At 67.3% G+C, this 25,767-nt stretch carries 22 protein-coding genes; 10 read left to right on the forward strand and 12 right to left on the reverse strand.

All coding sequences use genetic code 11. The features are described from left to right. Window positions 1-36: 36 nt before the first annotated feature. The 3 genes from ACZLIB_RS20070 to glpK all read left to right on the forward strand — a co-directional run bounded on the left by ACZLIB_RS20070 (window position 37) and on the right by glpK (window position 3,944). Window positions 37-672, forward strand: coding sequence for an OmpW/AlkL family protein (locus tag ACZLIB_RS20070; RefSeq protein WP_032129052.1), 636 nt, complete (start codon window positions 37-39; stop codon window positions 670-672). A 214-nt stretch (window positions 673-886) separates the two neighbouring features. Then, window positions 887-2,365, forward strand: a complete 1,479-nt coding sequence (gene glpD / locus ACZLIB_RS20075; protein ID WP_478468528.1) for a glycerol-3-phosphate dehydrogenase — start codon at window positions 887-889, stop codon at window positions 2,363-2,365. A 79-nt stretch (window positions 2,366-2,444) separates the two neighbouring features. After that, on the forward strand, window positions 2,445-3,944 hold the full coding sequence (gene glpK / locus ACZLIB_RS20080) for a glycerol kinase GlpK (RefSeq protein WP_478468530.1): 1,500 nt from the start codon (window positions 2,445-2,447) through the stop codon (window positions 3,942-3,944). A 95-nt stretch (window positions 3,945-4,039) separates the two neighbouring features. Here glpK and ACZLIB_RS20085 read toward each other — a convergent pair whose 3' ends face one another. Both ACZLIB_RS20085 and ACZLIB_RS20090 read right to left on the reverse strand, forming a co-directional pair. Continuing rightward, complete coding sequence (locus tag ACZLIB_RS20085; RefSeq protein WP_049399178.1) at window positions 4,040-4,834, reverse strand: MetQ/NlpA family ABC transporter substrate-binding protein; 795 nt, start codon at window positions 4,832-4,834, stop codon at window positions 4,040-4,042. Window positions 4,835-4,860: 26 nt separating this feature from the next. After that, a complete protein-coding gene (locus ACZLIB_RS20090; protein ID WP_010481302.1) occupies window positions 4,861-5,832 on the reverse strand; it encodes a helix-turn-helix transcriptional regulator in 972 nt (323 codons plus the stop codon). Between the two features lie 81 nt (window positions 5,833-5,913). On the opposite strand from ACZLIB_RS20090, the gene ACZLIB_RS20095 reads away from it, so the two are divergent. Beyond that, complete coding sequence (locus ACZLIB_RS20095; protein ID WP_049399177.1) at window positions 5,914-6,516, forward strand: LolA family protein; 603 nt, start codon at window positions 5,914-5,916, stop codon at window positions 6,514-6,516. Between the two features lie 107 nt (window positions 6,517-6,623). Further along, window positions 6,624-7,400: a DUF481 domain-containing protein gene (locus tag ACZLIB_RS20100; RefSeq protein WP_010481298.1), complete on the forward strand. Its 777-nt coding sequence runs from the start codon at window positions 6,624-6,626 to the stop codon at window positions 7,398-7,400. Between the two features lie 136 nt (window positions 7,401-7,536). Here ACZLIB_RS20100 and hemC read toward each other — a convergent pair whose 3' ends face one another. The 5 genes from hemC to mdoH all read right to left on the reverse strand — a co-directional run bounded on the left by hemC (window position 7,537) and on the right by mdoH (window position 13,458). Further along, entirely contained in the window at window positions 7,537-8,448 is a 912-nt protein-coding gene (gene hemC / locus ACZLIB_RS20105; RefSeq protein ID WP_478468532.1) for a hydroxymethylbilane synthase, read from the reverse strand. Window positions 8,449-9,033: 585 nt separating this feature from the next. Beyond that, entirely contained in the window at window positions 9,034-9,765 is a 732-nt protein-coding gene (locus ACZLIB_RS20110; RefSeq protein ID WP_010481294.1) for a LytR/AlgR family response regulator transcription factor, read from the reverse strand. A 10-nt stretch (window positions 9,766-9,775) separates the two neighbouring features. Next, window positions 9,776-10,819: a sensor histidine kinase gene (locus ACZLIB_RS20115; protein ID WP_177179491.1), complete on the reverse strand. Its 1,044-nt coding sequence runs from the start codon at window positions 10,817-10,819 to the stop codon at window positions 9,776-9,778. A gap of 3 nt (window positions 10,820-10,822) precedes the next feature. Further along, window positions 10,823-11,482, reverse strand: a complete 660-nt coding sequence (locus tag ACZLIB_RS20120; protein ID WP_080291776.1) for an alpha/beta hydrolase — start codon at window positions 11,480-11,482, stop codon at window positions 10,823-10,825. Window positions 11,483-11,532: 50 nt separating this feature from the next. After that, window positions 11,533-13,458 (reverse strand): glucans biosynthesis glucosyltransferase MdoH, encoded by a 1,926-nt coding sequence (mdoH, locus tag ACZLIB_RS20125; protein WP_032128590.1) that lies wholly within the window; start codon window positions 13,456-13,458, stop codon window positions 11,533-11,535. Window positions 13,459-13,951: 493 nt separating this feature from the next. On the opposite strand from mdoH, the gene ACZLIB_RS20130 reads away from it, so the two are divergent. Next, window positions 13,952-15,997, forward strand: coding sequence for a TonB-dependent receptor domain-containing protein (locus ACZLIB_RS20130; protein ID WP_164080612.1), 2,046 nt, complete (start codon window positions 13,952-13,954; stop codon window positions 15,995-15,997). Window positions 15,998-16,057: 60 nt separating this feature from the next. On the opposite strand, the gene ACZLIB_RS20135 is transcribed toward ACZLIB_RS20130, so the two are convergent. Next, window positions 16,058-16,228: a hypothetical protein gene (locus ACZLIB_RS20135; RefSeq protein WP_165929944.1), complete on the reverse strand. Its 171-nt coding sequence runs from the start codon at window positions 16,226-16,228 to the stop codon at window positions 16,058-16,060. A 217-nt stretch (window positions 16,229-16,445) separates the two neighbouring features. Between ACZLIB_RS20135 and ACZLIB_RS20140 the strand changes: the two genes are divergently transcribed. Then, window positions 16,446-16,832, forward strand: coding sequence for a DUF2628 domain-containing protein (locus tag ACZLIB_RS20140; protein ID WP_049423770.1), 387 nt, complete (start codon window positions 16,446-16,448; stop codon window positions 16,830-16,832). A gap of 95 nt (window positions 16,833-16,927) precedes the next feature. Here ACZLIB_RS20140 and ACZLIB_RS20145 read toward each other — a convergent pair whose 3' ends face one another. From ACZLIB_RS20145 to ACZLIB_RS20155, 3 genes are all read right to left on the reverse strand, one after another. Next, window positions 16,928-19,459 carry a methyl-accepting chemotaxis protein gene (locus ACZLIB_RS20145; RefSeq protein ID WP_049401073.1) on the reverse strand — a complete coding sequence of 844 codons (2,532 nt, stop codon included), beginning with the start codon at window positions 19,457-19,459 and terminating at the stop codon, window positions 16,928-16,930. A gap of 210 nt (window positions 19,460-19,669) precedes the next feature. After that, window positions 19,670-20,563, reverse strand: a complete 894-nt coding sequence (locus ACZLIB_RS20150; RefSeq protein ID WP_478468533.1) for an NAD-dependent epimerase/dehydratase family protein — start codon at window positions 20,561-20,563, stop codon at window positions 19,670-19,672. A 98-nt stretch (window positions 20,564-20,661) separates the two neighbouring features. Next, window positions 20,662-21,573 carry a S41 family peptidase gene (locus ACZLIB_RS20155; RefSeq protein WP_478468534.1) on the reverse strand — a complete coding sequence of 304 codons (912 nt, stop codon included), beginning with the start codon at window positions 21,571-21,573 and terminating at the stop codon, window positions 20,662-20,664. Window positions 21,574-21,623: 50 nt separating this feature from the next. Here ACZLIB_RS20155 and ACZLIB_RS20160 point away from each other — a divergent pair, with 50 nt between their 5' ends. Then, window positions 21,624-22,088 carry a MarR family winged helix-turn-helix transcriptional regulator gene (locus tag ACZLIB_RS20160; protein ID WP_478468536.1) on the forward strand — a complete coding sequence of 155 codons (465 nt, stop codon included), beginning with the start codon at window positions 21,624-21,626 and terminating at the stop codon, window positions 22,086-22,088. Between the two features lie 5 nt (window positions 22,089-22,093). Here the strand turns inward: ACZLIB_RS20160 and ACZLIB_RS20165 are convergent, their stop codons facing one another. Further along, entirely contained in the window at window positions 22,094-23,578 is a 1,485-nt protein-coding gene (locus ACZLIB_RS20165) for a DUF4434 domain-containing protein (protein WP_478468538.1), read from the reverse strand. A 207-nt stretch (window positions 23,579-23,785) separates the two neighbouring features. Here ACZLIB_RS20165 and ACZLIB_RS20170 point away from each other — a divergent pair, with 207 nt between their 5' ends. After that, on the forward strand, window positions 23,786-25,042 hold the full coding sequence (locus ACZLIB_RS20170) for a M24 family metallopeptidase (RefSeq protein ID WP_049401069.1): 1,257 nt from the start codon (window positions 23,786-23,788) through the stop codon (window positions 25,040-25,042). Beyond that, on the forward strand, window positions 25,035-25,709 hold the full coding sequence (locus tag ACZLIB_RS20175; RefSeq protein ID WP_049401068.1) for a CerR family C-terminal domain-containing protein: 675 nt from the start codon (window positions 25,035-25,037) through the stop codon (window positions 25,707-25,709). Before ACZLIB_RS20170 ends, ACZLIB_RS20175 begins: the two co-directional genes overlap by 8 nt. Window positions 25,710-25,767 lie beyond the last annotated feature (58 nt).

Here is a 25,767-nt window from a genome sequence, read left to right on the forward strand (position 1 = left end):
GGGGGCCCAAAACAAGAAACATTAGGAGATACCCCCATGCGCTCCATCCGTATCCTGAGTCTCGCCCTGCTGACCTCCGCCGCCTTCGCGCCGGCCGCTTTCGCCCAGGACAGCAGCAGCACCGACACCGCTTCGGGCAAGCATTTTGCCGTTGTTGGCGGCATCTCGCTGCTGGAACCGAAGAACGACCCGATCACCGGCGTCAAGAAGACCGATGGTGGCCCGGCGCCGACCGTCAGCTTCAGCTACTACATCAACGACAACTGGGCCGTTGAACTGTGGGGCGCTGCCGACAAGTTCGACAACAAGTTCAAGGGCCCGAACAACGCCCGCCTGGGCTCGGTCGAGCAGCAGCCGATCGCGCTGAGCGGCCAGTACCACTTCGGCCAGGCTGACAACGTGTTCCGTCCGTTCGTGGGCGTGGGCTACTACCAGTCGAGCTTCAGCAACGAGAAGCTGGGCAACGGCGCTGACACCGACATCCGCTTCAAGGATGCCAAGGGCGTGATCGGCACCGTCGGCGTGGACATGAACATCAACTCCACCTGGTTCGCCCGTGCTGACGCCCGCTACATGCGCGCCCGCCCGGACGTGAAGGTTGGCGGCGAGAAGATCGGCGAAGCCAAGATGGATCCGTGGACCGTCGGCTTCGGCATCGGCGCCCGCTTCTGATCCAGGCTGCACCTGCTTCACTGATGCAACGCGACGGGCCCTTCGGGGCCCGTCGTCGTTTCCGTCACCCGCGTTCTGTAGAGTCGAGCTTGCTCGACTGCCTTTCGTAGAGTCGAGCCATGCTCGACTGCCTTTCGTAGAGTCGAGCTTGCTCGACTTTTGCAAGAGCAGTCGACTGACAGTCGACTCTACACACACAGGATGCGGAGGCGCGATGCACGACGTCGACCTGCTGGTGATCGGTGGCGGTATCAACGGTGCCGGCATCGCCCGTGATGCCAGCGGCCGCGGCCTGCGCGTGCTGTTGTGCGAGCAGCACGACCTCGCTGCGCATACCTCCAGCGCCAGCAGCAAGCTGATCCACGGTGGCCTGCGCTACCTGGAACAGCGCGAGTTCGGTCTGGTACGCAAGGCCTTGGGCGAACGCGAGGTGGTACGCCGGCAGGCACCCTATCTGGTCCGCCCGCTGCGTTTCGTGCTGCCGTGGGAACCGCACCTGCGCCCACGCTGGATGCTGCGCGTGGGACTGTGGCTGTACGACCACCTGGGCCCACGCAGCCCGGCATTTCCCGCCTCGCGCGCCCTGGACCTTCAGCATGATCCGCTCGGCCCCTGGCTCTCCCCGGATCTGCGGCAGGCCTTCAGCTACGCCGACGCGCAGGTCGATGACGCGCGTCTGGTACTGCTCAATGCCCTGGATGCTGCCTGGCGTGGCGCACAGGTACATGTGCGCAGCCGCTGCATCGAACTGCGCCCTGTGCAGGGCCGTTGGCAGGCCGTACTGGAATCCGCCGATGGCCAGCAGCATGTGACCGCGCGCGCCGTCGCCAATGCGGCTGGCCCATGGGCCGGTGGCCTGCTGGAGCAGATGGAGGCCCGCAGCGGCGGCCCCGCGCTGCGGCTGGTACAGGGCAGCCACATCGTGCTGCGCCGCCCCTGGCCCGATGACAGTGCCTGCCTGCTGCAGCAGCCCGATGGCCGCGTGGTGTTCCTGCTGCCGTTCACCCACGATCATCTGCTGATTGGCACCACCGACACCGACTACCGCGGTGACCCGGCGCGCTGCAGCGTGCTGCCTTCCGAGGTGAGCTACCTGTGCGCGGCCGCCAACCGCTATCTGCGTGAGCCGATCACTCCGGAAGACGTGGTCTGGCAGTTCGCCGGTGTACGTCCCCTGCTGGCCGACCCGGACCCGCGTGCGGCAACGCTGAGCCGCGACTACCGCCTTCAGCTGCAGTCCAACCCGGCGCCGGCGCTGCATGTGCTGGGCGGCAAGCTGACCACCTACCGCGTGCTGGCCGAGGAAGCGCTGAACCTGCTGCGCCCTGCCCTGCCACAGATGGGACCGGCCTGGACGGCAGGCGGAGACCCGCTGCCGGGCAGCGACTGGGGTGACGCCACACAGGCGCGCTCCCGCCTGCAGGCGCTGGCACCGTGGTTGCCCGTGGAGATCGCACGGCGTTGGGCCGAAGCCTACGGCAGCCGCAGCGCCGCCCTTCTGCAGGGTGCACGGGGCATGGACGATCTTGGAGAGGACTTCGGCGGCGGCCTGCATGCGCGGGAAGTGGCTTTCCTGCGCGACCACGAATGGGCCTGGGACGCCGAGGACGTGCTGTGGCGGCGAAGCAAGCTGGGGTTGCGGCTGGATGCTGCGCAGGTGGCGCGGCTGCAGGCGTGGATCGATAGACGGTAGAGTCGAGCTTGCTCGACTGGCATGAAAAGCAGTCGAGCAGGCTCGACTCTACCAACACCATCGCTACCGGAGACGCTGCATGACGCCCCGCTACGTGCTGGCCATCGACCAGGGCACCACCAGTTCGCGCGCGATCCTGTTCGACCGCACCGGCGACATCGTCGGCAGCGCGCAGCGCGAATTCGCGCAGATCTTCCCGCAGCCGGGTTGGGTCGAGCATGACCCGCGCGAGATTCTCACCAGCGTCTATGCCACGCTGACCGAACTGCTCAGCCGCGGGCAGATCGACCCGCGCCACATCGCCGCACTGGGCATCACCAACCAGCGCGAAACCACCGTGGTCTGGGACCGTGCCACCGGACAGCCGATCCACAACGCCATCGTCTGGCAGTCGCGGCAGAGCCACGCCATCTGCGAGCGGCTGAAGTCCGAAGGGCATGAGGCGCTGATCCGCGAGCGCACCGGCCTGCTGATCGATGCCTATTTCTCCGCCACCAAGGTGCGCTGGATCCTCGACCACGTCGAGGGCGCGCAGCAGCGTGCCGAGCGCGGCGAGCTGCTGTTCGGCACCATCGACAGCTGGCTGGTCTGGAACCTCAGTGGTGGCCAGGCGCATGTGACCGACTACAGCAACGCGGCGCGCACGCTGCTGTTCAACATCCACACGCTGGACTGGGATGACGACCTGCTGGCGCTGCTGGGCATCCCGCGCGCGATGCTGCCGCAGGTGCGCGATTCCAGCGCGGTGTACGCACACACCCGGCCGCAGTTCTTCTTCGATCACCCGATCCCGATCGCCGGCATCGCCGGTGACCAGCAGGCGGCGCTGTTCGGCCAGGCCTGCTTCCAGCCGGGCATGGTCAAGAACACCTATGGCACCGGCTGCTTCATGCTGATGCACACCGGCGCGCAGGCGGTGCGTTCGCGCAATGGACTGCTGACCACCATCGCCTGGGGCCTGGACGGGCGCGTGGAATATGCGCTGGAAGGCTCGATCTTCATTGCCGGCTCGGTGGTGCAGTGGCTGCGCGATGGGTTGCGCATGATCGAACGCGCCAGCGACAGCCAGGCGCTGGCCGCGCAGGTGCCCGACAGCGGCGGTGCTTACCTGGTACCAGCATTTGTCGGCCTCGGTGCGCCCTATTGGCGAAGTGATGTGCGCGGCGCGATGTTCGGCCTGACCCGTGGCACCCGCAAAGCGCACTTCGTGCGTGCCGCGCTGGAGGCGATGGCCTACCAGACCCGCGACGTGCTCGATGCGATGCAGTCCGATGCCGGTATCGCGCTGACCGAGCTGCGCGCCGATGGCGGTGCGATCGGCAACGACTTCCTGGCCGGATTCCAGGCCGACATCCTTGGGGTACCACTGCTGCGGCCGCGGCTGACCGAGACCACCGCACTGGGCGCGGCCTACCTGGCCGGGCTGGCGGTGGGGTTCTGGTCCAGCCGCGAACAGATCGCCGCGCAATGGGGCCTGGACCGGCGCTTCGAGCCACAGATGGAGGTGGCGCGGCGCGAGAAGCTGTATGCTGGATGGCAGCAGGCCGTGGCGGCCACCCTCGCCTTCCACGTCGACTGACGGTAGTGCCGGCCGCTGGCCGGCAACCCCATGATCCTTGGCGGCGTCTGCAGATTGCCGGCCAGCGGCCGGCACTACCACATGGCCAGCGGCCGTCAGAACGCCGGCAGCACCGCGCCCTTGTACTTGGTCTCGATGAAGGCCTTTACCTGCGGGCTGGTCAGGGCCTTGGCCAGCTTCTGCACGCGGGCGTCGTCCTTGTTGTCCGGGCGCGCGACCAGGAAGTTCACGTACGGCGAGTCCTTGCTCTCGATCGCCAGTGCATCCTTGGTCGGGTTGAGGCCCGCGTCCAGTGCGTAGTTGGTGTTGATCAGGGCCAGGTCGACCTGGTCCAGCACGCGCGGCAGCATCGCCGAGTCCAGCTCGCGGAACTTCAGGTTCTTCGGATTGGCGCTGATGTCACGCTGGGTCGACAGCGCGTTGGTCGGATCCTTCAGCTCGATCACACCGGCCTTGTGCAGCAGGATCAGCGCGCGGCTGTTGTTGCTCGGGTCGTTCGGGATCACCACGTCGGCACCTTCGCGCAGCTCGGCCAGTGACTTGATCTTGCGCGAATACGCACCGAACGGCTCGATGTGCACGCCGATCACCTTCACCAGATCGGTCTTGCGATCGCGGTTGTAGGCATCCAGATACGGCTCGGTCTGGAAGTAGTTGGCGTCCACCTGCTTCTGCACCAGCTGGTCGTTGGGCTGCACGTAGTCGTTGAACACGCGCACGTCCAGGTCCACGCCTTCCTGCTTGAGGATGGGCTTGACCACTTCAAGGATCTCGGCATGCGGCACGGCCGTGGCGGCCACCACCAGCTTCTGCGAGGGCTCGCCGGACTTGCCGCAGGCGGTCAGGGCCAGCGCAGCGGCGAGCAGGGGCAGCAACAGGGTCTTCTTCATGGGCGGAAGGGTTCTCGGGGGGAGTGTCAGGAGTTGTCGTAGTTGCTCAGGGCGAGCTCAAGCAGCGCCTTGGCCTGCTCGCGCAGCATCACCGGTTCGACGATCTCGGCATCCGAGCCGTAGTGCAGCACGTCCATCAGCAGCTCGCGCGAGACGCTGTACGGCACCTTCAGTTCATAGCGGCCATCGGCCAGGAAGCGGCCCTGCTGCTTGGAATGCCAGTGCTCGTCGGCCACCCAGCGCGCGGCCTTGGCGCTGAACAGGATGGTCGCCCAGCCCTTCGGCGCACCGGAGAAGATGCCGTAGCTGGCCCCGAGCTGCTCGTCCAGCTCGCTGTCGGCCACGTCGCGGGCGGTGCTGTCGATCACCCGCGCCTTGTGGATGCGATCCACGGCAAAGCTGCGCAGCGCCTCGCGGTCATGGTCCCAGGCATCCAGGTACCAGTTGTCGCGATAGTGGGTCAGGCGCTGCGGCGAAACGGTGCGCTTGGTCGGCTCGTCGGTGGAACGGGCGCGGTACTCGAACGCCAGCTGGCGGCGCTCCAGCACCGCCGAAGCCACGCTGCGGAAGCTGCCTTCATCGAACTTGCGGCCACGGTGCGGAATCACCCGCACCCGGTCCACCGGCCAGCTGGAAACGCCAGCCTGGGCCGCCAGCAGGCTCTCGATGCGCTGCTGCAGCGGTGCCAGCACCGAGGACAGCACGCCGCCTCCGGTCCGCGCCAGCAGGTGCTGCGAGGCCAGCAGGGCATGCAGCTCCTCCGAGCTCAGCCACAGGCCGGGCAGCTCGAAGCGGTCGCTCTCGTCGGCCTGGTAACGGAAGCCGGCTTCGCCGTCGCCCTCGATCGGTGCCATCAGCGCATCGCGCAGGAAGGCCAGATCGCGGTAGACGGTGGCACGGGAGCAACCGAGCTTGTCCTGCAGGGTCGCCACCGTCACCGGATAGCGTGCGGACTTGAGCAGACGATGCAGGGCGGTGATGCGTTCGTATCGGTCCATACCCCCGATTATGTCCGAGTCGCGGGTCTTGTGTGGGACGTTTGGGCTATCGTGGTCGCCCCCACCCCTCTGGAACACCCGATGCGCCGGTTGCCTGCCCTGTCCCTGCTGGCCTGCCTGCTGCTGGCCGCCTGTGATCGCGCGCCCGCCCCGGCCAGCACCGAAGCGCCCGTGCCTGCGGCGGATCCGGCGCAGGCGGTGCTGGGCGCCAGCCAGCGCTTCTCGGCCCTGCGCAGCTTCCACGCCGAACTGGAGGTGCTGGGCGCGCCGCAGCCGGTGCGCAGCGCCATGGACTTCGTCGCCCCCGACCGCTTCCGGGTGCAGACCCCGGCCGGTCCGCAGACGATCATCGGCGACACCATGTTCCTGCAGGCCGACGACGCGATCCGGCAGGTGCCGACCCCGCCGGGCCTGCTCGAGCAATGGCGCAACCCGCTGCCGGCCGATGCCCTGCCCGCCGATCTGCAGGCCGAAGACCTGGGCAGCCAGTCGCTGGACGGGGTCGAGACGCGTCACTACCGCCTGCGCGGTGCGCAGCCCGGCGAACGCCTGGAGTACTGGGTGGACGCGCAGGGCCTGCCGCGGCAGATCGTACGCAGCGGCAGCAGCAATGGCCGCAGCTTCCAGCTGCGCCTGCGCTATTCGCGCTTCAACGACCCGGCATTGCGCGTCGATCTGCCCTGAATAGGCGATCGCGGCAACGTCTGCTGAAGAAACCGTTTGGATCGATTCGGACCGCCATCACGCTTCCAGTATCATCACCGGCTGTCAACCGCTTCGGAGAAGCCCCGATGTCCCTGCGCGTGTCCCTGCTGATCCCCCTGCTGCTGTGCGCACCGCTCGCGTATGCGCAGGATGCCTCCGAACTGGCGGCGATGTCCTCGCCGTGGAGCGGCAGTGGCGGCGAGCTCGGTTTCGCTTCGGCACGCGGCAACAGCAGCACCGAGAGCTTCAACGGCCGCCTGCGCCTGCGCTACACCGATGGTGACTGGGTGCACAGCATGGACCTGGCTGGCCTGCGCTCCAGCTCCAAGGTGATCGAGACCCGCGACGACGGCTCCACCAGCCGCCGCAACAACACCACCGCCAACCGTTATACCGGCAGTGCCGGCAGCGCGCTGCAGCTGGGCGAGCACCGCCAGCTGACGGCCACGGTGCGTACCGAGCGCGATGACTTCGCCACCTACGACCGCCAGAGCTCGTTCGGTCTGGGTTACGGCACCCGCCTGTGGAACACCGAGCGTTTCTCGTTCGACGCGCAGATCGGCCCCGGTGTGCGCCGCACCCACAGCACCGAGGACGACCGCACCCGCACCGGCATGATCGGCCGCGGCCTGTTCGACATGAAGTACTCGCTGACCGACAACACCGACCTGGTCAACACCCTGCTGGTCGAGTCGGGTTCCTACAACACCTTCGGCCAGAACGACTTCGGTGTTTCGGTGAGCATGAACGAACATCTGGCGCTGAAGGCCGGCTGGCAGGCGCGTTACAACAGTGACGTGGCCGAGGACAAGCGCAAGACCGATACGCTGACCACGATGAACGTGGTCTACAAATTCAAATAAGAAACGGGCGCCAAAGGCGCCCGTTCTTCTTTCTGTAGAGTCGAGCCATGCTCGACTGCTGTTGGCCGGCCCATCGCGCAGGCCCGCCTCTGCGAAAAGAGCAGTCGAGCATGGCTCGACTCTACAGATGCATGGTTCAGACGTTCAGCAGTTCGCCGGCACCGGCATCCAGCAGCATCTTCGCCACGCGCTGGCCCAGTGCTTCCGGGTCACTGGCCGGGCCGATCGCCTCGGCGCGCACCGCACGGCCATCACTGGCACTGCCGACCAGGCCCTGCAGGTGCAGGTCGGTCCCCTGCCACTGCGCGATCGCCGCCACCGGCACGTGGCAGCTGCCATGCAACGCACGGTTCATCGCTCGCTCGGCTTCCACGCAGGCACGGGTTTCCCCGTCATCCAAGCCCGCGAACAGCGCCATCAGGCGCGCATTGCCACCGTCGCACTCCACCGCCACCGCGCCCTGCGCCGGGGCCGGCAGCCATTGCGGCGGTTGCAGGCGCGCGACGATGCGCGCGCCCAGGCCCAGACGCTCCAGGCCGGCCACGGCCAGCACGATGGCGTCGTAGCCACCGTTGTCGAGCTTGGCCAGGCGGGTGTTGACGTTGCCGCGCAGGTCCAGCAGTTCCAGGTCCGGGCGCAGCGCGCGCAGCTGGGCCTGGCGGCGCAGCGACGAGGTGCCAACCCGCGCACCGATCGGCAGCGCATCCAGCGAGGCGTACAGGTTGGAGACGAAACCATCGGCCGGATCGTGGCGGGTCAGCATCGCCGGCAGCGCGAAGGGTTCATCCAGTTCCATCGGCACATCCTTCAGCGAATGCACGGCGCAGTCGGCCTCGCCACGCAGCATGGCCAGCTCCAGTTCCTTCAGGAACAGGCCCTTGCCACCGATGGCGGCCAGCGAGCGGTCCAGCACCTCGTCACCGCGGGTGCTCATCGGCACCAGTTGCACATGCAGGCCGGGGTGGGCCTGGCGCAGGCGATCGGCGACGTGTTCGCTCTGCCAGAGGGCGAGCGGGCTCTTGCGGGTGGCGATGCGGACGGTTTCCATCCGGTCATTATCGCGCCTTCGGCGCGGATACGGCCAACGGCGGAGCCCCTCGTGGCTGGTGGAGGGGTCATGAAAGCAACAGCCGCGCGTGGCCGGGCGGGGTGGGCCACGCAGGGGACGCTGCAAGTACGTCCATGTAAGCTCGGTCGCCGCATCCATGCGGCTCACGCCCCTGCGCAGCCCACCCCGCCCGACCTCTGAAAGTTTCCGTGCGCGCCAGCCACGGAAGATCAAAAAAAGGAAAAAGCAGAAGCAAAGGCAACAGCCGATTGCTTCCAGGGTCAGATCCCTTTTCCGCAGGAAAAGGGATCTGACCCTTCTTCCCCCACCCGATAACAACAATGCCTTTGCCGTCCGTCACCGGGAAATTCGCGAGGGTGAGGCGGGAAGGGCGGGCGGGACCGTTGGCGTCATGGATGGCGCCATCGAGCCCCCATGGATGGGTTTACGGCGTGTCCCGCCCGCCCTTCCCGCCTCACCCAACACGCAACAACACAGAGCCGACAATCTGCTGTTGCTGTTGCTGTTGCTGTTGCTTCAGACGTTGCTCGTAAGCAGTCGCGGCCGCAGGCCGCGCGGGACCACTCACAGATGCCGCAATTCCTGCTTCAGCGTCGCCACGCAGCGGCGGCTGACTTCCAGCGGTTGCTTGCCATGGCGCAACATCGCCTGCACCTGCCCACCCGTGCCACGACGCAGCTCCACCAGCTCATGGCGTGCCACCAGGCAGTTGCGATGGATGCGGATGAAGCGGCTGGCGAACTCTTCTTCCAGCGACTTCAGCGACTCTTCGATCAGGTCTTCTCCGCGCGCGTGGTGCACCACCACGTACTTCTCTTCCGCCTGCAGGTAATGGATGTCGTCCAGCGGAATCAAGCGCAGGCTGCCGCGCAGGCGCGCGCACAGCATGCTGCGCGCCTGTTGCCCGCGGTGGTCCTGTGGCTGACCATCGCGGCCGGCCAGGAACGTGCGCGCGCGCGCGATGGCCGCGGCCAGACGCTCGGCACGTACCGGCTTCATCAGGTAATCAATCGCGGCCGCCTCGAACGCCGACAGCGCATGCGCATCGTAAGCGGTGCAGAACACCACCGCCGGCCGCGGCTCGAAGCTGGCCAGGTGGCGGGCGGCTTCCAGGCCATCCAGCCCGGGCATGGCGATATCCAGCAGGACCAGGTCCGGCTGCAGCTCCGCGCACGCGTGCAGGGCCTGCTCGCCGTTGCCGGCCTCGGCCACCACATCCACGCCGTCCTGCGCAGCCAACAGGCTGCGCAGGCGCTCACGCGCCAGCGGTTCGTCATCGGCGATGACTACCCTCACGATCGCTCCCTCACTGGATCGGCACTGTCACCTGGCAGGCATAGTAGCCCTCGCTCCAGCCAGCCGTCATCCGCGCGGCGCTGCCGAAGCGCCAGGCCAGCCGATGGCCGATGCTGTGCTGGGCATGGCCGGCACCGCGCGCCAGGGCCAGCCCGGGGGCCTGCGGGTCGGGCGCCGGATTGCGCACGCAGATCTGCAGTTCATTACCCTCGCGCATCAGCTGCAGCTCGATGGTGCCACCCTCGGGCAGCCGCGAGATGCCATGCAGCACGGCGTTCTCCACCAGCGGCTGCAGTACCAGGCGAGGCAGGGGAAGATCCCAGGGCAGCGGTTCGTCGCGCTGCCAGCGCACCTGCAGGCGCTCGCCCAGGCGCAGTGATTCGATCGACAGGTAGCGCTCGGCCAGCTCGCATTCGTCACGCAGGGTGGAATCACCCTCGCCCGCCCCCAGCGCGGCACGGAACAGATCGGACAGGTCCAGCACCGCACGCTCGGCCACGACCGGGTCGCGATGCAGCAGGCTGGCGATCAGGTTCATGCTGTTGAACAGGAAATGCGGGCGGATCCGCGCCTGCAGGGCATCGGCCTGTGCGCGTGCGTTGGCCTGTACCTGCGCGGCCCAGCGATCACTCACATAGAAGTAGCGCAGGGCCAAGGCAGTGATCAGCGCCGTCGTCGCCGCGCTGCCCAGCGTGAAGCGCCAGAAGCTGATGCCGCGGGCGAAGCTGTCGCCAAGCACCGCGTACAGGGCATGCACGATGCCCGCGCAGACCACCGCGATCAGCGTCGCCAGTGCGATGGCCGAGACCGCCCCCAGAACCTGTGGCAACCTCGACAACGCGTTCCGCAGCAGGCACAGGCTGGCCGTTACGGCCAGCGCCAGCCACAACGCGAAACCACTGGCCGACAGCAGTTCGCCCACAGTCCAATGGCGGCTGCCATCCGGAGCCAGGGCCAGCACCACCACCACCAGTTCGGCCAGGCCGAGCATCGCCGCCAGCCGCGGCAGGCGGCACAGTTCCGGCATCCAGGGCGGGGCGCTGGCCGGCGGCATGGGTCAGGCAGCGCCCAGGCGTTCCTGCAACCAGTCACCCAGCGCCTGGATCTCTTCGGCGCAGACCTGGTGGGCCATCGGGTAACTGTGCCATTCCACCTCCAGGCCCAGCGCCTGCAGTGCCTGCGCACTGTGTGCGGCCACCGCCTGCGGAATCACCGGATCGCTGCTGCCATGGGCCATGAACACCGGCACCTGCACGGCGCCTTCAGCGCGCTTTGCGCCGTCGGCTTCGGGCAGGTAGGTGGACAGCGCGATCAGGCCGGCCAGCGGCGCAGTGCGTGACAGCGCGGCGGTCAGGATGATCGCGCCCCCCTGCGAGAAACCGGCCAGGAAGATCTTCTCCGGCGCGATGCCACGCTCGATCTCGCGCGCGATCAGCGCATCCAGCTGCACCACCGATTCCTGCACGCCCACCATGTCGGCGCGCGATCGGAAATCCATGCCGACGATGTCGTACCAGCCGCGCATCGGCACGCCGTTGTTGATCGTGATCGGCCGCACCGGTGCATGCGGGAACACGAAGCGCAGCGCCGGCCAATGCGGACGCACCAGCTCCGGCACGATCGGCGCGAAGTCGTGGCCATCGGCACCGAGGCCGTGCAGCCAGATCACCGACCACTGCGGCGAGGCGCCGGTCTCCTGTTCCACCGTTTGCAGCATGATGCGGCTCCTTCAAGTTCGAGCCGCATTATGCCGCTGCCGCGGGACGATCAGTACAGCGGCGGTTGTTCGGCCGCTTCCCGGCGCAGCTGCGCGGCGCGTACCAGCACCGGCGGCGGGATGTTCTCCTCGGGGATATCAAGCAGGCCAAGACGGTGCAGGAAGGCGCCGGGGCCACGCGAAGACGTCAGTGCCACCACCGGTACCGCCAGCACCATGCCGATCACCACCGGCGCCATCCACGCGGCCAGCGATGGCGACACCGCCCAGGCCAGCATGCCCATGAAGGCGCCGAACACCCCCAGCCCACCGTAGCCACGGATCAGCGCCAGCCACGAAATGCCACCATCGTCACGCTGCTGCGCGTCCCAGCCCGAATCGCGGCCGGACAGCACTTCGGCCACGCCGCGCGACTGCACGTACATCACCACCGGCGCCATCAGCGCGGCCAATACGGTTTCCACCAGCATCGAGACGAACGCGCGCAGGGCACCGCCACACCCGCGGCGGTCGACCGGGTCCAGCAGCATCGCCAGGTAACCCAGCACCTTGGGCAGCAGCAGCACCGCCATGGTCGCCGCGAACAGGCGCACCACCTGTTCCTCGTCCTGGGCCCGCCAGTACACGCTGGGCGACAGGTGCAGCAGGGCGTTGAAATCGATGCCTTCCTGGAACAGCGGGATGGCGATGCCGATCAGCATCAGCATCGCCCACATCGGCGCGGTGAAGTAATGACCGATGCCGATCAGCATGTGCATGCGGCTGATCCAGTGCAGGCCACGGCTGCCGACCACCTTGCCGTGCTGCAGGTTGCCCTGGCACCAGCGGCGGTCGCGCACCAGCAGGTCGGTCAGGGTCGGCGGACCTTCTTCATAGCTGCCGCCCAGGTACGGCACCATGTGCGCGGCCCAGCCGCCACGACGCATCAGCGCCGCTTCGACGAAGTCATGGCTGAGCACGTGGCCACCGAACGGCTTGCGCCCCGGCAGCGCCGGCAGCCCGGCCTGATCGGCGAAGGCGCGGGTGCGGATGATGGCGTTGTGGCCCCAGTAATTGCTCTCGGCACCGTGCCACCAGGCCACGCCACGGGCGATCACCGGACCGTACACACGGCCGCCGAACTGCTGCATGCGCGCGAACAGGGTGCGCCCGCCGATCACCGACGGCAGGGTCTGGATCAGGCCGACGTCGGCGTTGTGCTCCATGCCCGCGACCAGGCGCACGATGCTGTCGCCGGTCATCAGGCTGTCGGCGTCGAGGATCAGCATCTGCGGGTAGGCACCGCCGAAGCGGCGGACCCAGTCGGCGATGTTGCCGGCCTTGCGCCCGCTGTTGTCGCCACGGCGGCGGTAGAACAGCCGCGCCTGGCCATCGGGCACGCGCTCGCGCAGTTCGGCGAACACCTGCTCCTCGGCCCGTGCGATGTCTTCGCGCCGGGTATCACTGAGCACGAAAAAGTCGAACCGGTCGAGCTGGCCGGTGGCGGCCACCGACTCGTAGATCGCCTGCAGGCCGGCCAGCAGCCGGCGCGGATCTTCGTTGTAGGTCGGCATCAGCAGCGCGGTGCGGCTGTGCACTGTCGGCAGTGGCTTGTCCGGGTCGATGCCGAGGCGATACCCCCGGTCGAACACGGCAGTCAGGAAGCCGGCCACGGCGCTGGCGAAAGACAGCGCGATCCAGGCGAACAGGCCGACAAACAGCACCAGCAGGCAGGCCTCGAGCACGCTGATGCCATTGGCCGACAGCACCCGCCACATCATCCGGGTAGCGATGGCGGTCATCGCCAGCGTGCCGCCGAAGATATAGAACCGGCGCAGGCCGATCAGCCGCGGCGAGGTGCGGTGGCGGCGAACCTTCAGTTGGCCTTCGCGCAGGGTCTGCTCGGGCATCTGCAACGGCGATTCGGCCGGCAGCAGTGTCCAGCCGGCATCAAGCCGGGACGTATCTGCTTCCGCATGGATGGTCTGCACCTCCATTGCCGCCTACTCCGCGCAGTCGGCACGGCCGGCCATCCCGGCCGGGCTGCATGCACCAAGGTTCCCGGCGCGCTTTCCCGGCGCCCGCACTTGTCCTGGCTGCGTCGGCGTCACGCCACGCAGTCGCTGTCTGTCACTACCGGAACCCACACGATCTCCAACGGGGCGGAATCGAAAATGCGGCTCAGTCTAGGGCGCCGGATGTAAGCCGAGTGCGAAGGTCTACGCCGGGATTTATCCCCATTCAGCAAACAGCAGGCGAGTGCCGGGGCAGGGGAACGGATGTCACTTGGTCGCCCCAGGTACTGGATCGTAACAAACGCGAACGGTTATCATTTCATTAACCAGGCAGGTCACCGTCTTCCGCACGGCCGAGACCCACCCAGCTGCGCCGGTTCCAACCCAGCGCCCAACGACCCATGGAAGGGGGCTGCCTGCTGTCTGCGTGCGCCTGCTGCTTCCACCGGGTCCCCCTCCTCCGATGGAAGCCGTCATGTCCCTGTCGTTCCGTACCCCTTCCGCGCGCCTGCCGCGCACCCGCCTGGCCTGCGCTCTGGCCACCGCCTGCCTGCTGGCCCTGCCCGGCCTGGCCGCCGCAGAGGCCAGCGCCGATGCCTCCACCAAGGATCTGGATACCGTGGTGGTCACCGCCTCGGGCAACCAGCAATGGATCAAGGATGCACCGGCCAGCATCAGCGTGATCAGCCGCGAGGACATCGAGCGCCAGCCGGTGCACGACCTGGCCACCCTGCTCAGCCGCGTGCCGGGCGTGACCGGTGGCCTCAGCGCGGTCGGCGAGCAGTCCAAGATCAAGCTGCGTGGCATGCCGTCCAATTACACGCTGGTGCTGGTGGACGGCAAGCGCATGGGCAGCTCGGCCTCGACCAACTACCGTCCCGACCTCGGCCGCCAGGATCTGAACTGGATCTCGCCCGACCAGATCGAACGGATCGAGGTGGTGCGCGGACCAATGTCGTCGCTGTACGGCTCCGACGCCATGGGCGGCGTGATCAACATCATCACCAAGCGCATCGGTGATGACTGGAACGGCAGCGCCACCCACAGCTATACCCGCCCGGGTGATGGCAAGCGCGGTGATACCCAGCAGATCGGTGCGACGTTCTCCGGCCCGCTCGGCGAGCGCTTCGGCCTGCGCATCGGTGCCAACAGCATGCGCCGCGACTCGGACCGCTCCAACGGTGGTGTCTATGGCAATGCCTACGCCGGCGAGAAGGACCGCAATGTCGACGCGCTGCTGCAGTGGAAGCTCAGCGATGCGCAGGAACTGTCGCTGGAAGCCGGCCACGGCGTGCAGCAGGCCTTCATCGACGCGTCGCTGGAAAAGCAGGACGAAGGCGCCTGGGGTGCCAGCGAACTCAAGCGCAGCTCGCTGGCACTCAACCACGATGGCAAGTGGAGCTTCGGCAACTCGAAGCTCAGCGCGTACTGGACCGAGTACAAGAACGACATCGGTGCCACCGGCCGCTCCGAGGCCACCGATACCATCATCGAAGGCAGCCTGACCACGCCGTTCACCCTGGGCGTTGAACACCAGTTCGCCGTCGGTGGCCAGTGGAAGCGCCAGGAACTGACCAATACCGATACCATCGGCCGCGCGCCGATCGACTATGCCGGCAATGCCGTCAGCGGCTCCAACCTGGAAGTGGATACCTGGGCACTGTTCGTTGAGGACGAACTGAAGCTGCACCGCACGTTGGCGCTGACCCTGGGCGCACGCCTGGACCACCATGAGAAGTTCGGCAGCCACGTCAGCCCGCGTGCGTACCTGGTCTGGCACCCGGCCGAACAGTGGACGATCCGCGGTGGCGTCTCCAAGGGCTTCCGCGCGCCCAGCCTGACCGAGAATTCGCCCAGCGCGGCCACCCAGTCCGGCGGCCGCGGCTGCACCTCGCTGATCCCGCTGGGCTATACCCGCGGTGGCTGCTACATGGCCGGCAACCCGGACCTGGACCCGGAAACCAGCACCAACCGCGAGATCGGCATCAGCTTCGACAATGACCTGTTCGATGCCGGCCTGACCTACTTCCATACCGACTTCAAGAACAAGATCGAGTACGCGCCCCTGGGCAAGTTCAACGGCATCTGGTGGACGCGCATGAGCAACGTGCAGCGCGCGCGCACCAGTGGCATGGAAGGCAACTTCAATGTCCGCTTCGGCGAGCAGTGGCGCTGGCGCACCTCGGCCACCTGGATGAAGGAAGCCAAGAACCTGACCACCGGCAGGAATCTGATCGATACGCCGGAGTTTTCCGGCTATTCGTCGCTGGACTGGACGCCCAACACGGTGTTTTCCAGCAGCCTGTCGGCGCAGTACACCGGCAAGCAGACCGGTACCGCAACGACCTTCCTCAAGGCCTACACCCTGTATGACCTGACCGCTGCCTGGAACGTCAACGAGGTACTGACCCTGCGCGGCGGCGTCAGCAACCTGGCCGACAAGAAGCTGTATGCGGAAGGCTCCACCGACTACTTCGTGGCCGGGCGCAGCTACTTCATGAGCATGACCGCGCGGTTCTGACCGGCGGCGCGCGCCGCGATCGCGCTGGCAGCACGCCAGCGCGATCGGCGGTGTTGCGGATTACTCGCTTTCCAGCGCGGCCGCGGCCGCGTTCTGCGTAGCGGCCGTGCGTGCACGGTCCATCGCTACCGCCAGTTGCTGGCGTGCGAGCAGTTGTTGTGCCTGCACCACTTCAGGTGTCGGCAGGAGCACCGGTCCCGGTGCGTTTTCCGGTATAGCAGGTGTGGTCATGCAACCTCCATGGACATCCCGCCGCCGCCCGGGTTCAGCTGGGGCGGCAGCGGAACTGCGCACCCTATCCTAAAAACAAGGCGGATGGGTGACGGTGCGGCGCCCCGCCGCAGGCCTGCACATGCCGGGCGCGTCACATTTTTGACGGTTGAGGGTAGTTTCCTGAACCGTCGGCCCCGTATCATGTAACCGTTTTCCTACAAGGACGTAATCGTCAATGAACACCGTCGACCTCTCCCGCTTCAGCCCGAAGTGGCAGTTCCGCTTCAATTTCTTCCAGCAGCACGGCGCTCCGAAGGAGCCGCGCTTCAAGGAAGCCTGGAAGGCGCTGTCCTTCGGCGACCGCCTCAAGATCAACATCAACTTCTTCGCCTTCTTCTTCGGCTTCATCTACCTGTTCATTCTGGGCATGTGGCGCAAGGCGCTGGTGGTGATCGGCATCGGCCTCGTGCTGGGCATCGTGTCCCTGTTCCTGCCGGACATCATCGCGCGCCCGCTGTTCATCGCCATGAACTTCCTGGTTGCCGCCAGCACCAACTACAGCTACTACCTGGAGCAGGTGAAGGGCAAAGCCAGCTGGAATCCCTTCGAAGGCATGTTCTGACGCGATGCTGCCGCCGCACTCCGGCCTGGCATAGCATCAAGCAGAAATGAAGACGCCCGGCCTTGGCCGGGCGTCTTCATGTGCGCGCAACAGGATCAGGCCGCGCGGCGGACCGTAGCCACCGGCTCGGCCTGCAGGCGGAAGCGCGAGACCGCCACCGCCAGCTGCTCGGCCTGTTCTTCCATCGCACGCGCGGCGGCACTGGCCTCTTCCACCAGTGCGGCGTTCTGCTGGGTGGTCTCGTCCATCTGCACCACGGTCTGGTTGACCTGCTCGATGCCCGCCGACTGCTCGCGCGAGGCTGCCGAGATCTCGGCCATGATCTCGTTCACTCGGCCGACCTGGCCGACGATTTCCTGCATGGTGCGGCCCGCGCCGTGCACCAGCTGCGCACCGGCACCGACCTGCGCCACCGAGGCGTCGATCAGCTCCTTGATCTCCTTGGCCGCGCCTGCCGAGCGCTGGGCCAGCGCACGCACTTCGCTGGCGACCACGGCGAATCCGCGGCCCTGTTCGCCGGCACGCGCCGCTTCCACCGCCGCGTTCAACGCCAGGATGTTGGTCTGGAACGCGATGCCATCGATTACCGAAATGATCTCGGCAATGCGCTGCGAGGAGGCCTCGATCTGTTCCATGGTCTGCACCACCTGGCTGACCACCTGCCCGCCTTCGCTGGCCACGCCCGCTGCGGAGCCGGCCAGGGTGTTGGCCTGCAGCGCGTGGTCGGCATTCTGGCGCACCGTGGAGGTCAGCTCTTCCATCGAGGCCGCGGTCTCTTCCAGGTTCGCCGCCTGCTGCTCGGTGCGGCGCGACAGGTCACTGTTGCCGGCGGCAATCTCACCCGCCGCCAGGCGGATGCTGGCCGCCGACTGCTGGATCTGGCCAACGATCTGGGTCAGCTGCTGCACGGTGCTGTTGGCATCGTCGCGCATCACCGCGAACACGCCGTGGAAGTCGCCCTGCATGCGCGCGCTGAGGTCGCCTGCGGCAATCGCGCGCAGCAGCGTCGACAGCTCGGCCAGGTTGTGGTCGCTGACCTGCATCATGGTGTTGAGGGTTTCCACCATGCGGCGGAAGTCGTGGTCGAAACGCAGCGTGTCGCCGCGCACCGCAAAATCGCCGGCGGCGGCGGCAGCGGCCAGCTGCTGGATCTGATCGTTGATCGCCGCCAGGTTGCTCTTGGTAGTGGCCATTGCAGCGGTGAACACCGCCTTCTCGCCCGGCAGCGCTTCCATGTCCACGCTCAGGTCACCCACCGCATAGCGCTGCATCACGTCGACCAGGCGCTGGGTGACGGCGTTGCTGGAGGCCACCAGCTGGTTGCTGTCAGCCACCATCCGGCCGTACTCACCCGGGAACGCCGAGGCGTCCATGCGGTAGCTGATTTCACCGGCGTCATGGCGACGCGCCATTTCCGCCTGCGCCGCCATCACCGACTGCAGCTGCCCCCGCATGCCCTGCATCGCGTCCAGCAGGCGGCCCACTTCGTCGTTGCTGCGTGCCGGCAGGGTGCTGTCCAGCTTGCCCGCGGCGACGTCGCCGGCCACGCGCACGGCTTCGGCCAGTGGGCGGATCGCCAACCGGCGCAGCAGCACATAGACACCGGCACTCAGCGTCAGCGCGGCCACCACACCAACCAGCAGGGTCAGCCACAGCAGCTGGCGCGCCTCGGCCACGATCACCGCGTGCGGCATCACCACACCCAGTGCAAAGCGCTGCGGCGCATCGCCCACACGCAGCGGCACGTATACGCGCACGTTGCCGGCGGCATCCGGAGTGAAGGCTTCGAACCGGCGGTCGGCGGCGATGTCTGCCAGCATGCTGCGGGTCAATGCGTCGCCACGTGGCTTGCCGATTTCGGCGGCATTGGCCGAGGCCAGCACCACGCCATTGGGCGAGAGCAGTTCGACGCGCCCGGCGCCCATCGGCTTCAGCGTGGCCAGGTGCTTCTGCAGGGCAGCCAGCGAGAAGTCCACAGTGAATACACCGAGGAACCGGCCGTTTTCGATGATCGGCGTGCTCAGCGTGCTCATCAGCACCTGCTGGCCACCGATGTCGTAGGCGTAGGGCTCGCTTACCTTCGCCAGCTTGTCGCGGCTGGGCACCATGTACCAGTCACCGGAGCCACTGGCCGTCTCGGTGTAGTCGGTCATCGTCGACTGCTGCGGCCTGCCGTCGTGCCAGGCCCAGTAGCTCATGTAACGACCGGTGGCATCGTGCGCTTCGGTGTTGACGAACTCGGCATCCTTGCCATCGAAGGCGTCGGCCTCCCACATGGTGCTCTTGCCCAGCCACTCGGGGTGGGTGCGCAGCTGCTCGCCCAGCACGGCAGCCAGGCTGGCACGGTCCGGAACATCGCCGCGCGCGCGCTGGGCGAGCACGGCCTCGACCATGGCGTCGTTGCTGGCAAAGGCGGTGCCCAGATCGGCCGCGACCTGGCGGGCTTCGGCGGTGGCTTCGCTGGCCATGGTCTGGCGCGAGGCGTCGATCAGGCTGGCGCTGGCCTGGCGGTAGATCAGGAACGCAGTCAGGCCGAAGCACAGCAGCGCGATCGCAGCGGTGCCCAGCATCAGCTTGTGGGCGATGCTGCCCGGGCGGCGGGCAGCGGCGGAACGGGGAGAAGGCATGGAAGGGTCCGCAAGGCAGTTCAGGACGACCGGCACCGCGAGGGCACCGCGCAGGTGCGCGATCCGTCGCGCAGGCCACCGGCCGCCGGGACACGCCCGGCGCTGGAAGCGCACCGGGTTAGCGGCCGCCTGCGAACGAGGTTGAGGCGGTCCATCTGCACATTCCTGAACCTGCTCAGGGTCGGGTCAGGAACCCGCCCCGCTGCCGCCCTATTCGGCCACGCGGTCCTTGATCCATTCCGCCCGCGGCAGCACCTCGATACTGCCAACCGCGTACTGCTGCAGCACGTCGTCCGGGCCGAAGCGCGGCTGCCAGCCCAATGTGCGGCGCATCAGTGCACTGTCGTAGACGCGGTCAATGCTCAGCGGCAGCGGCCAGCCACGGCGCTCGAACTCGGCCAGCAACTGCGGGGCGCGGCGGGCCAGCACCCTGCGCGGCTGGGTCGCCAGTTCCAGGCAATCCTCGCGCAGGAACGGCGTCGGTGCGCAGGCAACGTAGCGTGCGAAGGCAGCGCCCTCATCGTGCAGCAGCGCGGCATGTGCGCTGGCCACGTCGCGCGCGTCGATGCCGCGGTGCAGGCGGAACATCGCCATCCGCTCCGGTGGCTCGGGGAAACAGCGGGCCATGCGCAGCACGCGCACGCTGAAGCCCGGCGCCGCAGCGGCTTCAGCCAACGCCTCGGCCTGCAGCTTGCTGCGATGGTAGATGGTGCGTGGCAGCGGCTCGGTATCTTCATCGATCCAGCGGCAACCGCCCGCCACCACCGCATGGCCATACAGCGCCGTGGTGCTGGTCAGCACGAAGCGGCGTGCACCGGCCTCGCGGGCAGCCTGCAACAGGTGTGCGGTCGCCTCCACATTGATCTGCTGGAATACCGCATCCGGCACCAGGCCGACATGGGGTGCGTGCAGGGCGGCGGTATGGATCACCGCGTCGACGCCCTGCACTGCCCGCATCACGGCCTGACGATCGGTGACATCGGCAATGATGCGGGTGGTGGCGAATGGGCTGCGATCCAGCCCCACCACTTCGTGGGCCGCCGCCAGCGCGCCGAAGATCGCACGCCCGATCCGCCCGGAACTGCCGGTCAACAGAATCTTCATTGAGTCCATTCACTCGAAGCGCCCGGGAACTACCGGGATGCATCGATTCTAGGCACGCTGCATGTCGTCTGCGATAGGGCGTGGTTGCAATTGTGCGTTCATTCTGGCGATACCGATCGGGCCAGCAGCTGGCGGGCGACGAACAGCGGATCGTCACCGCCTGCTGCATCAGGCGTGACGCCGGTGCGTTCCCAGTTGGTTCCGGTACGGAGGTTGATCGGCTGCCGGTCGGGAATGCTGATCTGATAGCCATCCGGCAGCAGCACAGGATCATCGAACATATGTGCCGCGCCGCCACTTCGACTACCAACGACACGTGCCCGCCCCTGCGCCTGCAGCGAGTACGCGACGAATTCGGCGGCCGACCCGGTGCGGCGGTCGATCAGCACCACCAGCGGCTTCAGGTACAGCCCCAGGCTCGCCGGTGGCAACGGTACCGGACTGCGCTGGCCACGGCGTTGCAGTGACTGCACCTGGGTGATCTCCGCCGCCAGCAGGGTCCGCACCAGCAGGTCCGCACTGCCGTCATCGCCACCACCGTTCTGGCGCAGGTCCAGCACCAGGCCGTCGGTGTCGGCCAGCAGGGTGAAGGCCGCGGCCAGCTTCGGCCGGGCCAGATCGAGCGGATAGAAGGTGCTCAGGCGCAGGTAACCGATGTTGCCTTCCAGCACCCGCACCTCGCGCACGCCCGCACCATTGCTGCGCGCATCCGCGCGCCAGGCCATCAGCCAGTCATCCTGGCCGGCGCGGGCATCCACCCGCTCGACATGGAAGTGGCCATCGAACACGTCCAGATCCTGGTTCAAGCGTGCGCTGAACGCCTTGGGGTCCGCGCAGCTGTCCACATAGCGCTGCTGGGTGGACCAGCCGCGCACGGCCTCGGCAATGTGCGCGCCTTCGGCCACGTCCAGGTACTGCGCCTGTATCGCCGTGGCCGCCGCCTGCAGCACCGCGTCCTGGGCCGGGCAGGACGCCGCCAGCAGCGCGCCCAGGATCCACGAAACCGCCATGACCGCACCCCATGTTGATGATATGTAAGTGCTTATATATCATCGCCACCATGGATCTCCAACATGCCACCCTGGGAACACTGCTGCGGGCCCTGCTCGACCAGCTGGACCCGGCGGTCGAGCAGGCCTACCGCGACCTGAAACTGGACTACCGGCCGCGCTACACCCCGGTGCTGCGCACGCTGATGGCGCAGGGACCCTGCCGCATCAAGGATCTCGCACTGGCCTGCGGGCTCAGCCATTCGGCGCTCAGCCAGACGGTTTCAGCAATGGTGCGCGACGGCTGGCTGCACGCTGCGGTCGGTGAAGACAGCCGCGAGCGCATCCTGCAGCTGAGCCCGCGCGCGCTGCAGGCGTTGCCGGCGCTGCAGGCGCAGTGGCAGGCCACGGTACGCGCGGCGCGCAGCCTCGATGCCGATCTTGGACAGTCATTGGAGCAGGTGCTGCGCGACGCACTGCAGGCACTTGAACAGCGGCCGTTCGCGCAGCGACTGCGCGGCACGCCCCAACGCTGAGGCGCTTACTGCTCGGCCGCCATCTCGATTTCGCTGAGGAACGTCCAGCTGCCATTGGCCAACCGCAGCTCCAGCGTGCGGCACTGCGCGGCCAGCGGCGCGGCGTTGCCCAGCACGTATTCCTCTTCGGTCGAACCGCTCAGTCCGGCCTGGGTGAATGGCGCCGACAGCACACCGATCTTCACCGCAGCGGCGCCCGGCTCGGCACACATCACCTCCACAGCTGTCGGCGTGACGATGCCCCACGCCGGGCGGGTCATCGTATGCAGGCCGATCCAGTCCACCCGCCGGCGCTGGCCCAGGTCGATGGTGATGCTGGCGTTGCCATGCACGCCTACCCAGCCTGCATCCATCGGGTTGCGCGGATCCCCCACCCGACGATCGAACAGCTCGTGGCCACTGCTGTCCGGATAGTTCGCATCCGGTGCCACGCTGTAGCTGTACGTGGTCTGCACCGGATCGACGAGGTAGGACGCGCCGAGCCCATACAGCCCGCGATAGGTGTTCATCAACCGCGGAGATTCGGCATAGCCCTGGCCGGGGCCGACCACCTCGGACATGTGGTACTGGTTGAGCCAGGCAACGCGCTTGCCGGCCGAACGCGCGCTCCACAACTGCTGGTTGATGCGCTGCACCGACGCGGAGCGATAGGCACCGGACAATCCGTTGCCGGTTTCCAGGAACAAGGGACTGCCATGGTTGAACAGTTCGATGTCGGCCCACAGGCCGCTGGCCCCCAGCGCCGCCGACAGCGCCTCGTAATACGCCTCGGTGGAATGACCCGGGCGATCCCACTGGAACAGGCGTGCATGCGAGGCGGCGCCGATGCCGTCCTGCCAGATCTGCACATCCACGCCGGTGGCCGTACGGAACTGTGCAGCAGCCCGGCCCACGCTGGCCGGATCCACGCTGGATGACGCCAGGTAGGGGGCCACCATCACCGGCCGCGCGGGTGTACTGCCTTTGAGCGCCGTCACGATCGCACGGTAGAACGGCGCGCGATCAGCCGGCACCTGTGCTGGCTCGTCGGTGATGTACCAGCCAGCGAACGCCGGATGCGATCCGTACTGTTGGCCCAGCTGGGCCAGCGACTGCGCCGCATCCTGTGCCACGGCCGTTGCGTTCTGCCCCTGCCAGAAGGTGGCGCACTGCCCCGAGCTGTAGGTGGTGCCGCCCACGACCTTCATGCCGCGCGCGGCCGCCGCATCGAGCACGGTGCCGAGCTTGCCGGGAAAGCCGGCAATCCATTCGAAATCCTGCACGCCGCTGGCGCAGCCGACGCCGGCACGGGTGGCACGCACCTGACCGAGGATGATCGTGTCGTTGCCCAGGTCCTGCAGTTCATCCAGGAACAGCGGCAACTGCGCAGCCGGCAGTTGTTCGTCGCTGCCCGAGTAGCCAACGTGGACGAAGCTGCCGGACAACAGGGGGCTGGCTGCATGGACCGGAGCGGTACAGGCCAGCACTGCGATCAATCCAATCCTGTTCATGTTCTACGTCCCTGTCGTGGCCAGGCGAGTGGCGTTGTTGCGCATCCTATCAACAGCAACGGTGGCCCCATCAAGATCATCGACAACGCTGCGCAATCGCCGACTTCAGCTGCCCCCGCAGCAGCGCACGTGCAATGCCGATTCAAGCGGTTGATTCATTCAACTGCGTGATCGAGCCTGCGCGCTCCTTCCCCTGGAATACTCCTCATGCGCACGCCGCCCGCACCGCTCAGCCTGATGGAACGCGACCGCCGCTGGGCCCTGGCCCGCGACCTAATGGCCAGTGAACGCCTCGATGCCCTGGTTGTGCATGGCGACAGGGAAGCCGCCGCACCGGCCGGGTTCTCGCCGGACTGCTACTTCACCAATGACCGGCCCGGCTCGATCGTGGTGTTCGTCGGCGACCAGCCGCCACGGGTGTTCACCTTTGCCTCGCTGATGATTGCCGACCACCTGCAGGCCTGCCTGCGCGGCGACCTGCAGTGGATCGCACCCGAACAGCTGTGGGTTGGAAAATCCGGTCTGGAGGTTGGCCGCTGGCTGCAGCAATGTGGCCTGCACACGGCACGTATCGGCGTGCTGGGGCTGGAGCCCTATCCACCGTTCTACTTCGACGGCGCGATGCCCGCGCGCACCCTGCAGGGCATGCAGGCGGCGGTGCCGAACGCGGAATTCGTACCGGTATATCGTGCGTTCTTCCAGCGCGCCTCGGTAAAGAGCCAGGAGGAACTGGCGCTGATTGCGCATGCCGCCTGGATCGGTGAATCCATGAGCGAGGCGCTGCGTGCCACTGCTCGCCCCGGTGTTTCGGAAGCCGAACTGGTTGCCGCAGTGACCGCCGCCTGTTTCTCGCTGGGGGGCTATACCGCCGAGGTGTTGCTCGGCTCGGGTCCCGAGTATGTGGGCTGGGGACCACCCGCCTGGCAGTATCGTGCGCAGCCGCCGCGCATTCTGCGCGATGGTGACCTGGTGCTGTCGGAGATCTTCGCACTGTACGGGCTGATGGAAACCCAGCATCAGGCCGCGGTTGCCATTGGCGAGGTGCACGACGACATCCATCGCGCCGCTGCCGTCGCCCGCAGCAGCTACGAAGCAGGCCTGTCCGCACTGCGCGTGGGCAATACCTTCGGCGATGTCGTCGACGCGATGGAAGCGCCCCTGCTGGAGGCGGGCGGCTGGCACGTGCATCCGTTGGTCCACAGCCTCAACCCCTATGGACCGATTGGCTTCGGCCGTGCACCGGGCATCGAAGCGCTGCCGGAGGCCGCGCGCTATGCGCACATCGCGCCGCTGCCGACTGTCGGGCGCGAACTGCCCCTGCAGGCCGGCATGTGCTTCGCCTTCGAACCGAACTGTGCATTCGGCCGGCACATGGCCAACATCGGCGGTACGGTCATCGTCGGCGCGGACGCGGGTACCGCGCTCAATGAAAACTCGACACGGCTGATGCTGGCCGATGCCTGAGTTCATCGCCCATCTGCAGACACCGGCACGGCGGCGCGCGGCCGAGACGCGCAGCGGGCAGACCCGAGCCCGACTGCTGCACGCAGGGCTGCAGCTGTTCAGCGCGTTCGGCGTGGAGGGTGTGCGTACCCGCCAGCTGGTGGACATGGCCGGCTGCAGCCAGTCAGCCATTCCCTATCACTTCGGTGGCAAGCAGGAACTGTATGCCGCCGTGCTGCAGCGCTGCGCTCAAGCCATTGCCGAGCGATTGCCGCTGCCGGCAACGCCACCCAACGGCGCGCGGCAGGCCGCGCAGCAGCTGCAGCAGTTGATGCGGGCATTCGTCCATGCCTTGCTTTCGGCGCCGGATGCGGGTCCACGCACGCTGCTGTTGGCGCGCGAACAGATCCAACCGACGGCGGCGTTCGCCAGTGCCCACCGTACGCTGTTCGAACCCCTGCACTCCACGTTGGCCGCGTGCGTAGCGTGCCTGCGCGGCAGCGAACCATCCAGCGCCGAGACGGTGCTGCGTACCCACGCCCTGCTCGGCCAAGCGATCGTCTTCGCCGTCTCCCACGGAGCTCTGCAGGCGCGACTGAACCAGGGAGCTCCCTTGGCAGACGTAGAGACGATCGGGTCGGTGGTCAGTGGCATGGCACTGGCGGCAGCGAAGGCAGCGCCCGCCTGAACGGCTGCCTGATCAGCCCCGTGCGCAGGGCGCGTGAAAACCAGGGCCAAGATGGCGA

It is taken from the genome of Stenotrophomonas sp. 220_Sma (assembly GCF_056487375.1).

Excerpts from the sequence above, each read along its gene's own strand:
- ACZLIB_RS20130 (WP_164080612.1), top strand. The coding sequence starts at position 13,952 with ATGTCCCTGTCGTTCCGTACCCCTTCCGCGCGCCTGCCGCGCACCCGC.
- ACZLIB_RS20170 (WP_049401069.1), top strand. The coding sequence starts at position 23,786 with ATGCGCACGCCGCCCGCACCGCTCAGCCTGATGGAACGCGACCGCCGC.
- ACZLIB_RS20070 (WP_032129052.1), top strand. The coding sequence starts at position 37 with ATGCGCTCCATCCGTATCCTGAGTCTCGCCCTGCTGACCTCCGCCGCC.
- ACZLIB_RS20175 (WP_049401068.1), top strand. The coding sequence starts at position 25,035 with ATGCCTGAGTTCATCGCCCATCTGCAGACACCGGCACGGCGGCGCGCG.
- ACZLIB_RS20160 (WP_478468536.1), top strand. The coding sequence starts at position 21,624 with ATGGATCTCCAACATGCCACCCTGGGAACACTGCTGCGGGCCCTGCTC.
- glpD (WP_478468528.1), top strand. The coding sequence starts at position 887 with ATGCACGACGTCGACCTGCTGGTGATCGGTGGCGGTATCAACGGTGCC.
- glpK (WP_478468530.1), top strand. The coding sequence starts at position 2,445 with ATGACGCCCCGCTACGTGCTGGCCATCGACCAGGGCACCACCAGTTCG.
- ACZLIB_RS20165 (WP_478468538.1), bottom strand. The coding sequence starts at position 23,578 with ATGAACAGGATTGGATTGATCGCAGTGCTGGCCTGTACCGCTCCGGTC.
- ACZLIB_RS20140 (WP_049423770.1), top strand. The coding sequence starts at position 16,446 with ATGAACACCGTCGACCTCTCCCGCTTCAGCCCGAAGTGGCAGTTCCGC.
- ACZLIB_RS20100 (WP_010481298.1), top strand. The coding sequence starts at position 6,624 with ATGTCCCTGCGCGTGTCCCTGCTGATCCCCCTGCTGCTGTGCGCACCG.
- ACZLIB_RS20095 (WP_049399177.1), top strand. The coding sequence starts at position 5,914 with ATGCGCCGGTTGCCTGCCCTGTCCCTGCTGGCCTGCCTGCTGCTGGCC.
- hemC (WP_478468532.1), bottom strand. The coding sequence starts at position 8,448 with ATGGAAACCGTCCGCATCGCCACCCGCAAGAGCCCGCTCGCCCTCTGG.
- ACZLIB_RS20115 (WP_177179491.1), bottom strand. The coding sequence starts at position 10,819 with ATGCCGCCGGCCAGCGCCCCGCCCTGGATGCCGGAACTGTGCCGCCTG.
- ACZLIB_RS20155 (WP_478468534.1), bottom strand. The coding sequence starts at position 21,573 with ATGGCGGTTTCGTGGATCCTGGGCGCGCTGCTGGCGGCGTCCTGCCCG.
- ACZLIB_RS20150 (WP_478468533.1), bottom strand. The coding sequence starts at position 20,563 with ATGAAGATTCTGTTGACCGGCAGTTCCGGGCGGATCGGGCGTGCGATC.
- ACZLIB_RS20120 (WP_080291776.1), bottom strand. The coding sequence starts at position 11,482 with ATGCTGCAAACGGTGGAACAGGAGACCGGCGCCTCGCCGCAGTGGTCG.
- ACZLIB_RS20090 (WP_010481302.1), bottom strand. The coding sequence starts at position 5,832 with ATGGACCGATACGAACGCATCACCGCCCTGCATCGTCTGCTCAAGTCC.
- mdoH (WP_032128590.1), bottom strand. The coding sequence starts at position 13,458 with ATGGAGGTGCAGACCATCCATGCGGAAGCAGATACGTCCCGGCTTGAT.
- ACZLIB_RS20135 (WP_165929944.1), bottom strand. The coding sequence starts at position 16,228 with ATGACCACACCTGCTATACCGGAAAACGCACCGGGACCGGTGCTCCTG.
- ACZLIB_RS20085 (WP_049399178.1), bottom strand. The coding sequence starts at position 4,834 with ATGAAGAAGACCCTGTTGCTGCCCCTGCTCGCCGCTGCGCTGGCCCTG.
- ACZLIB_RS20145 (WP_049401073.1), bottom strand. The coding sequence starts at position 19,459 with ATGCCTTCTCCCCGTTCCGCCGCTGCCCGCCGCCCGGGCAGCATCGCC.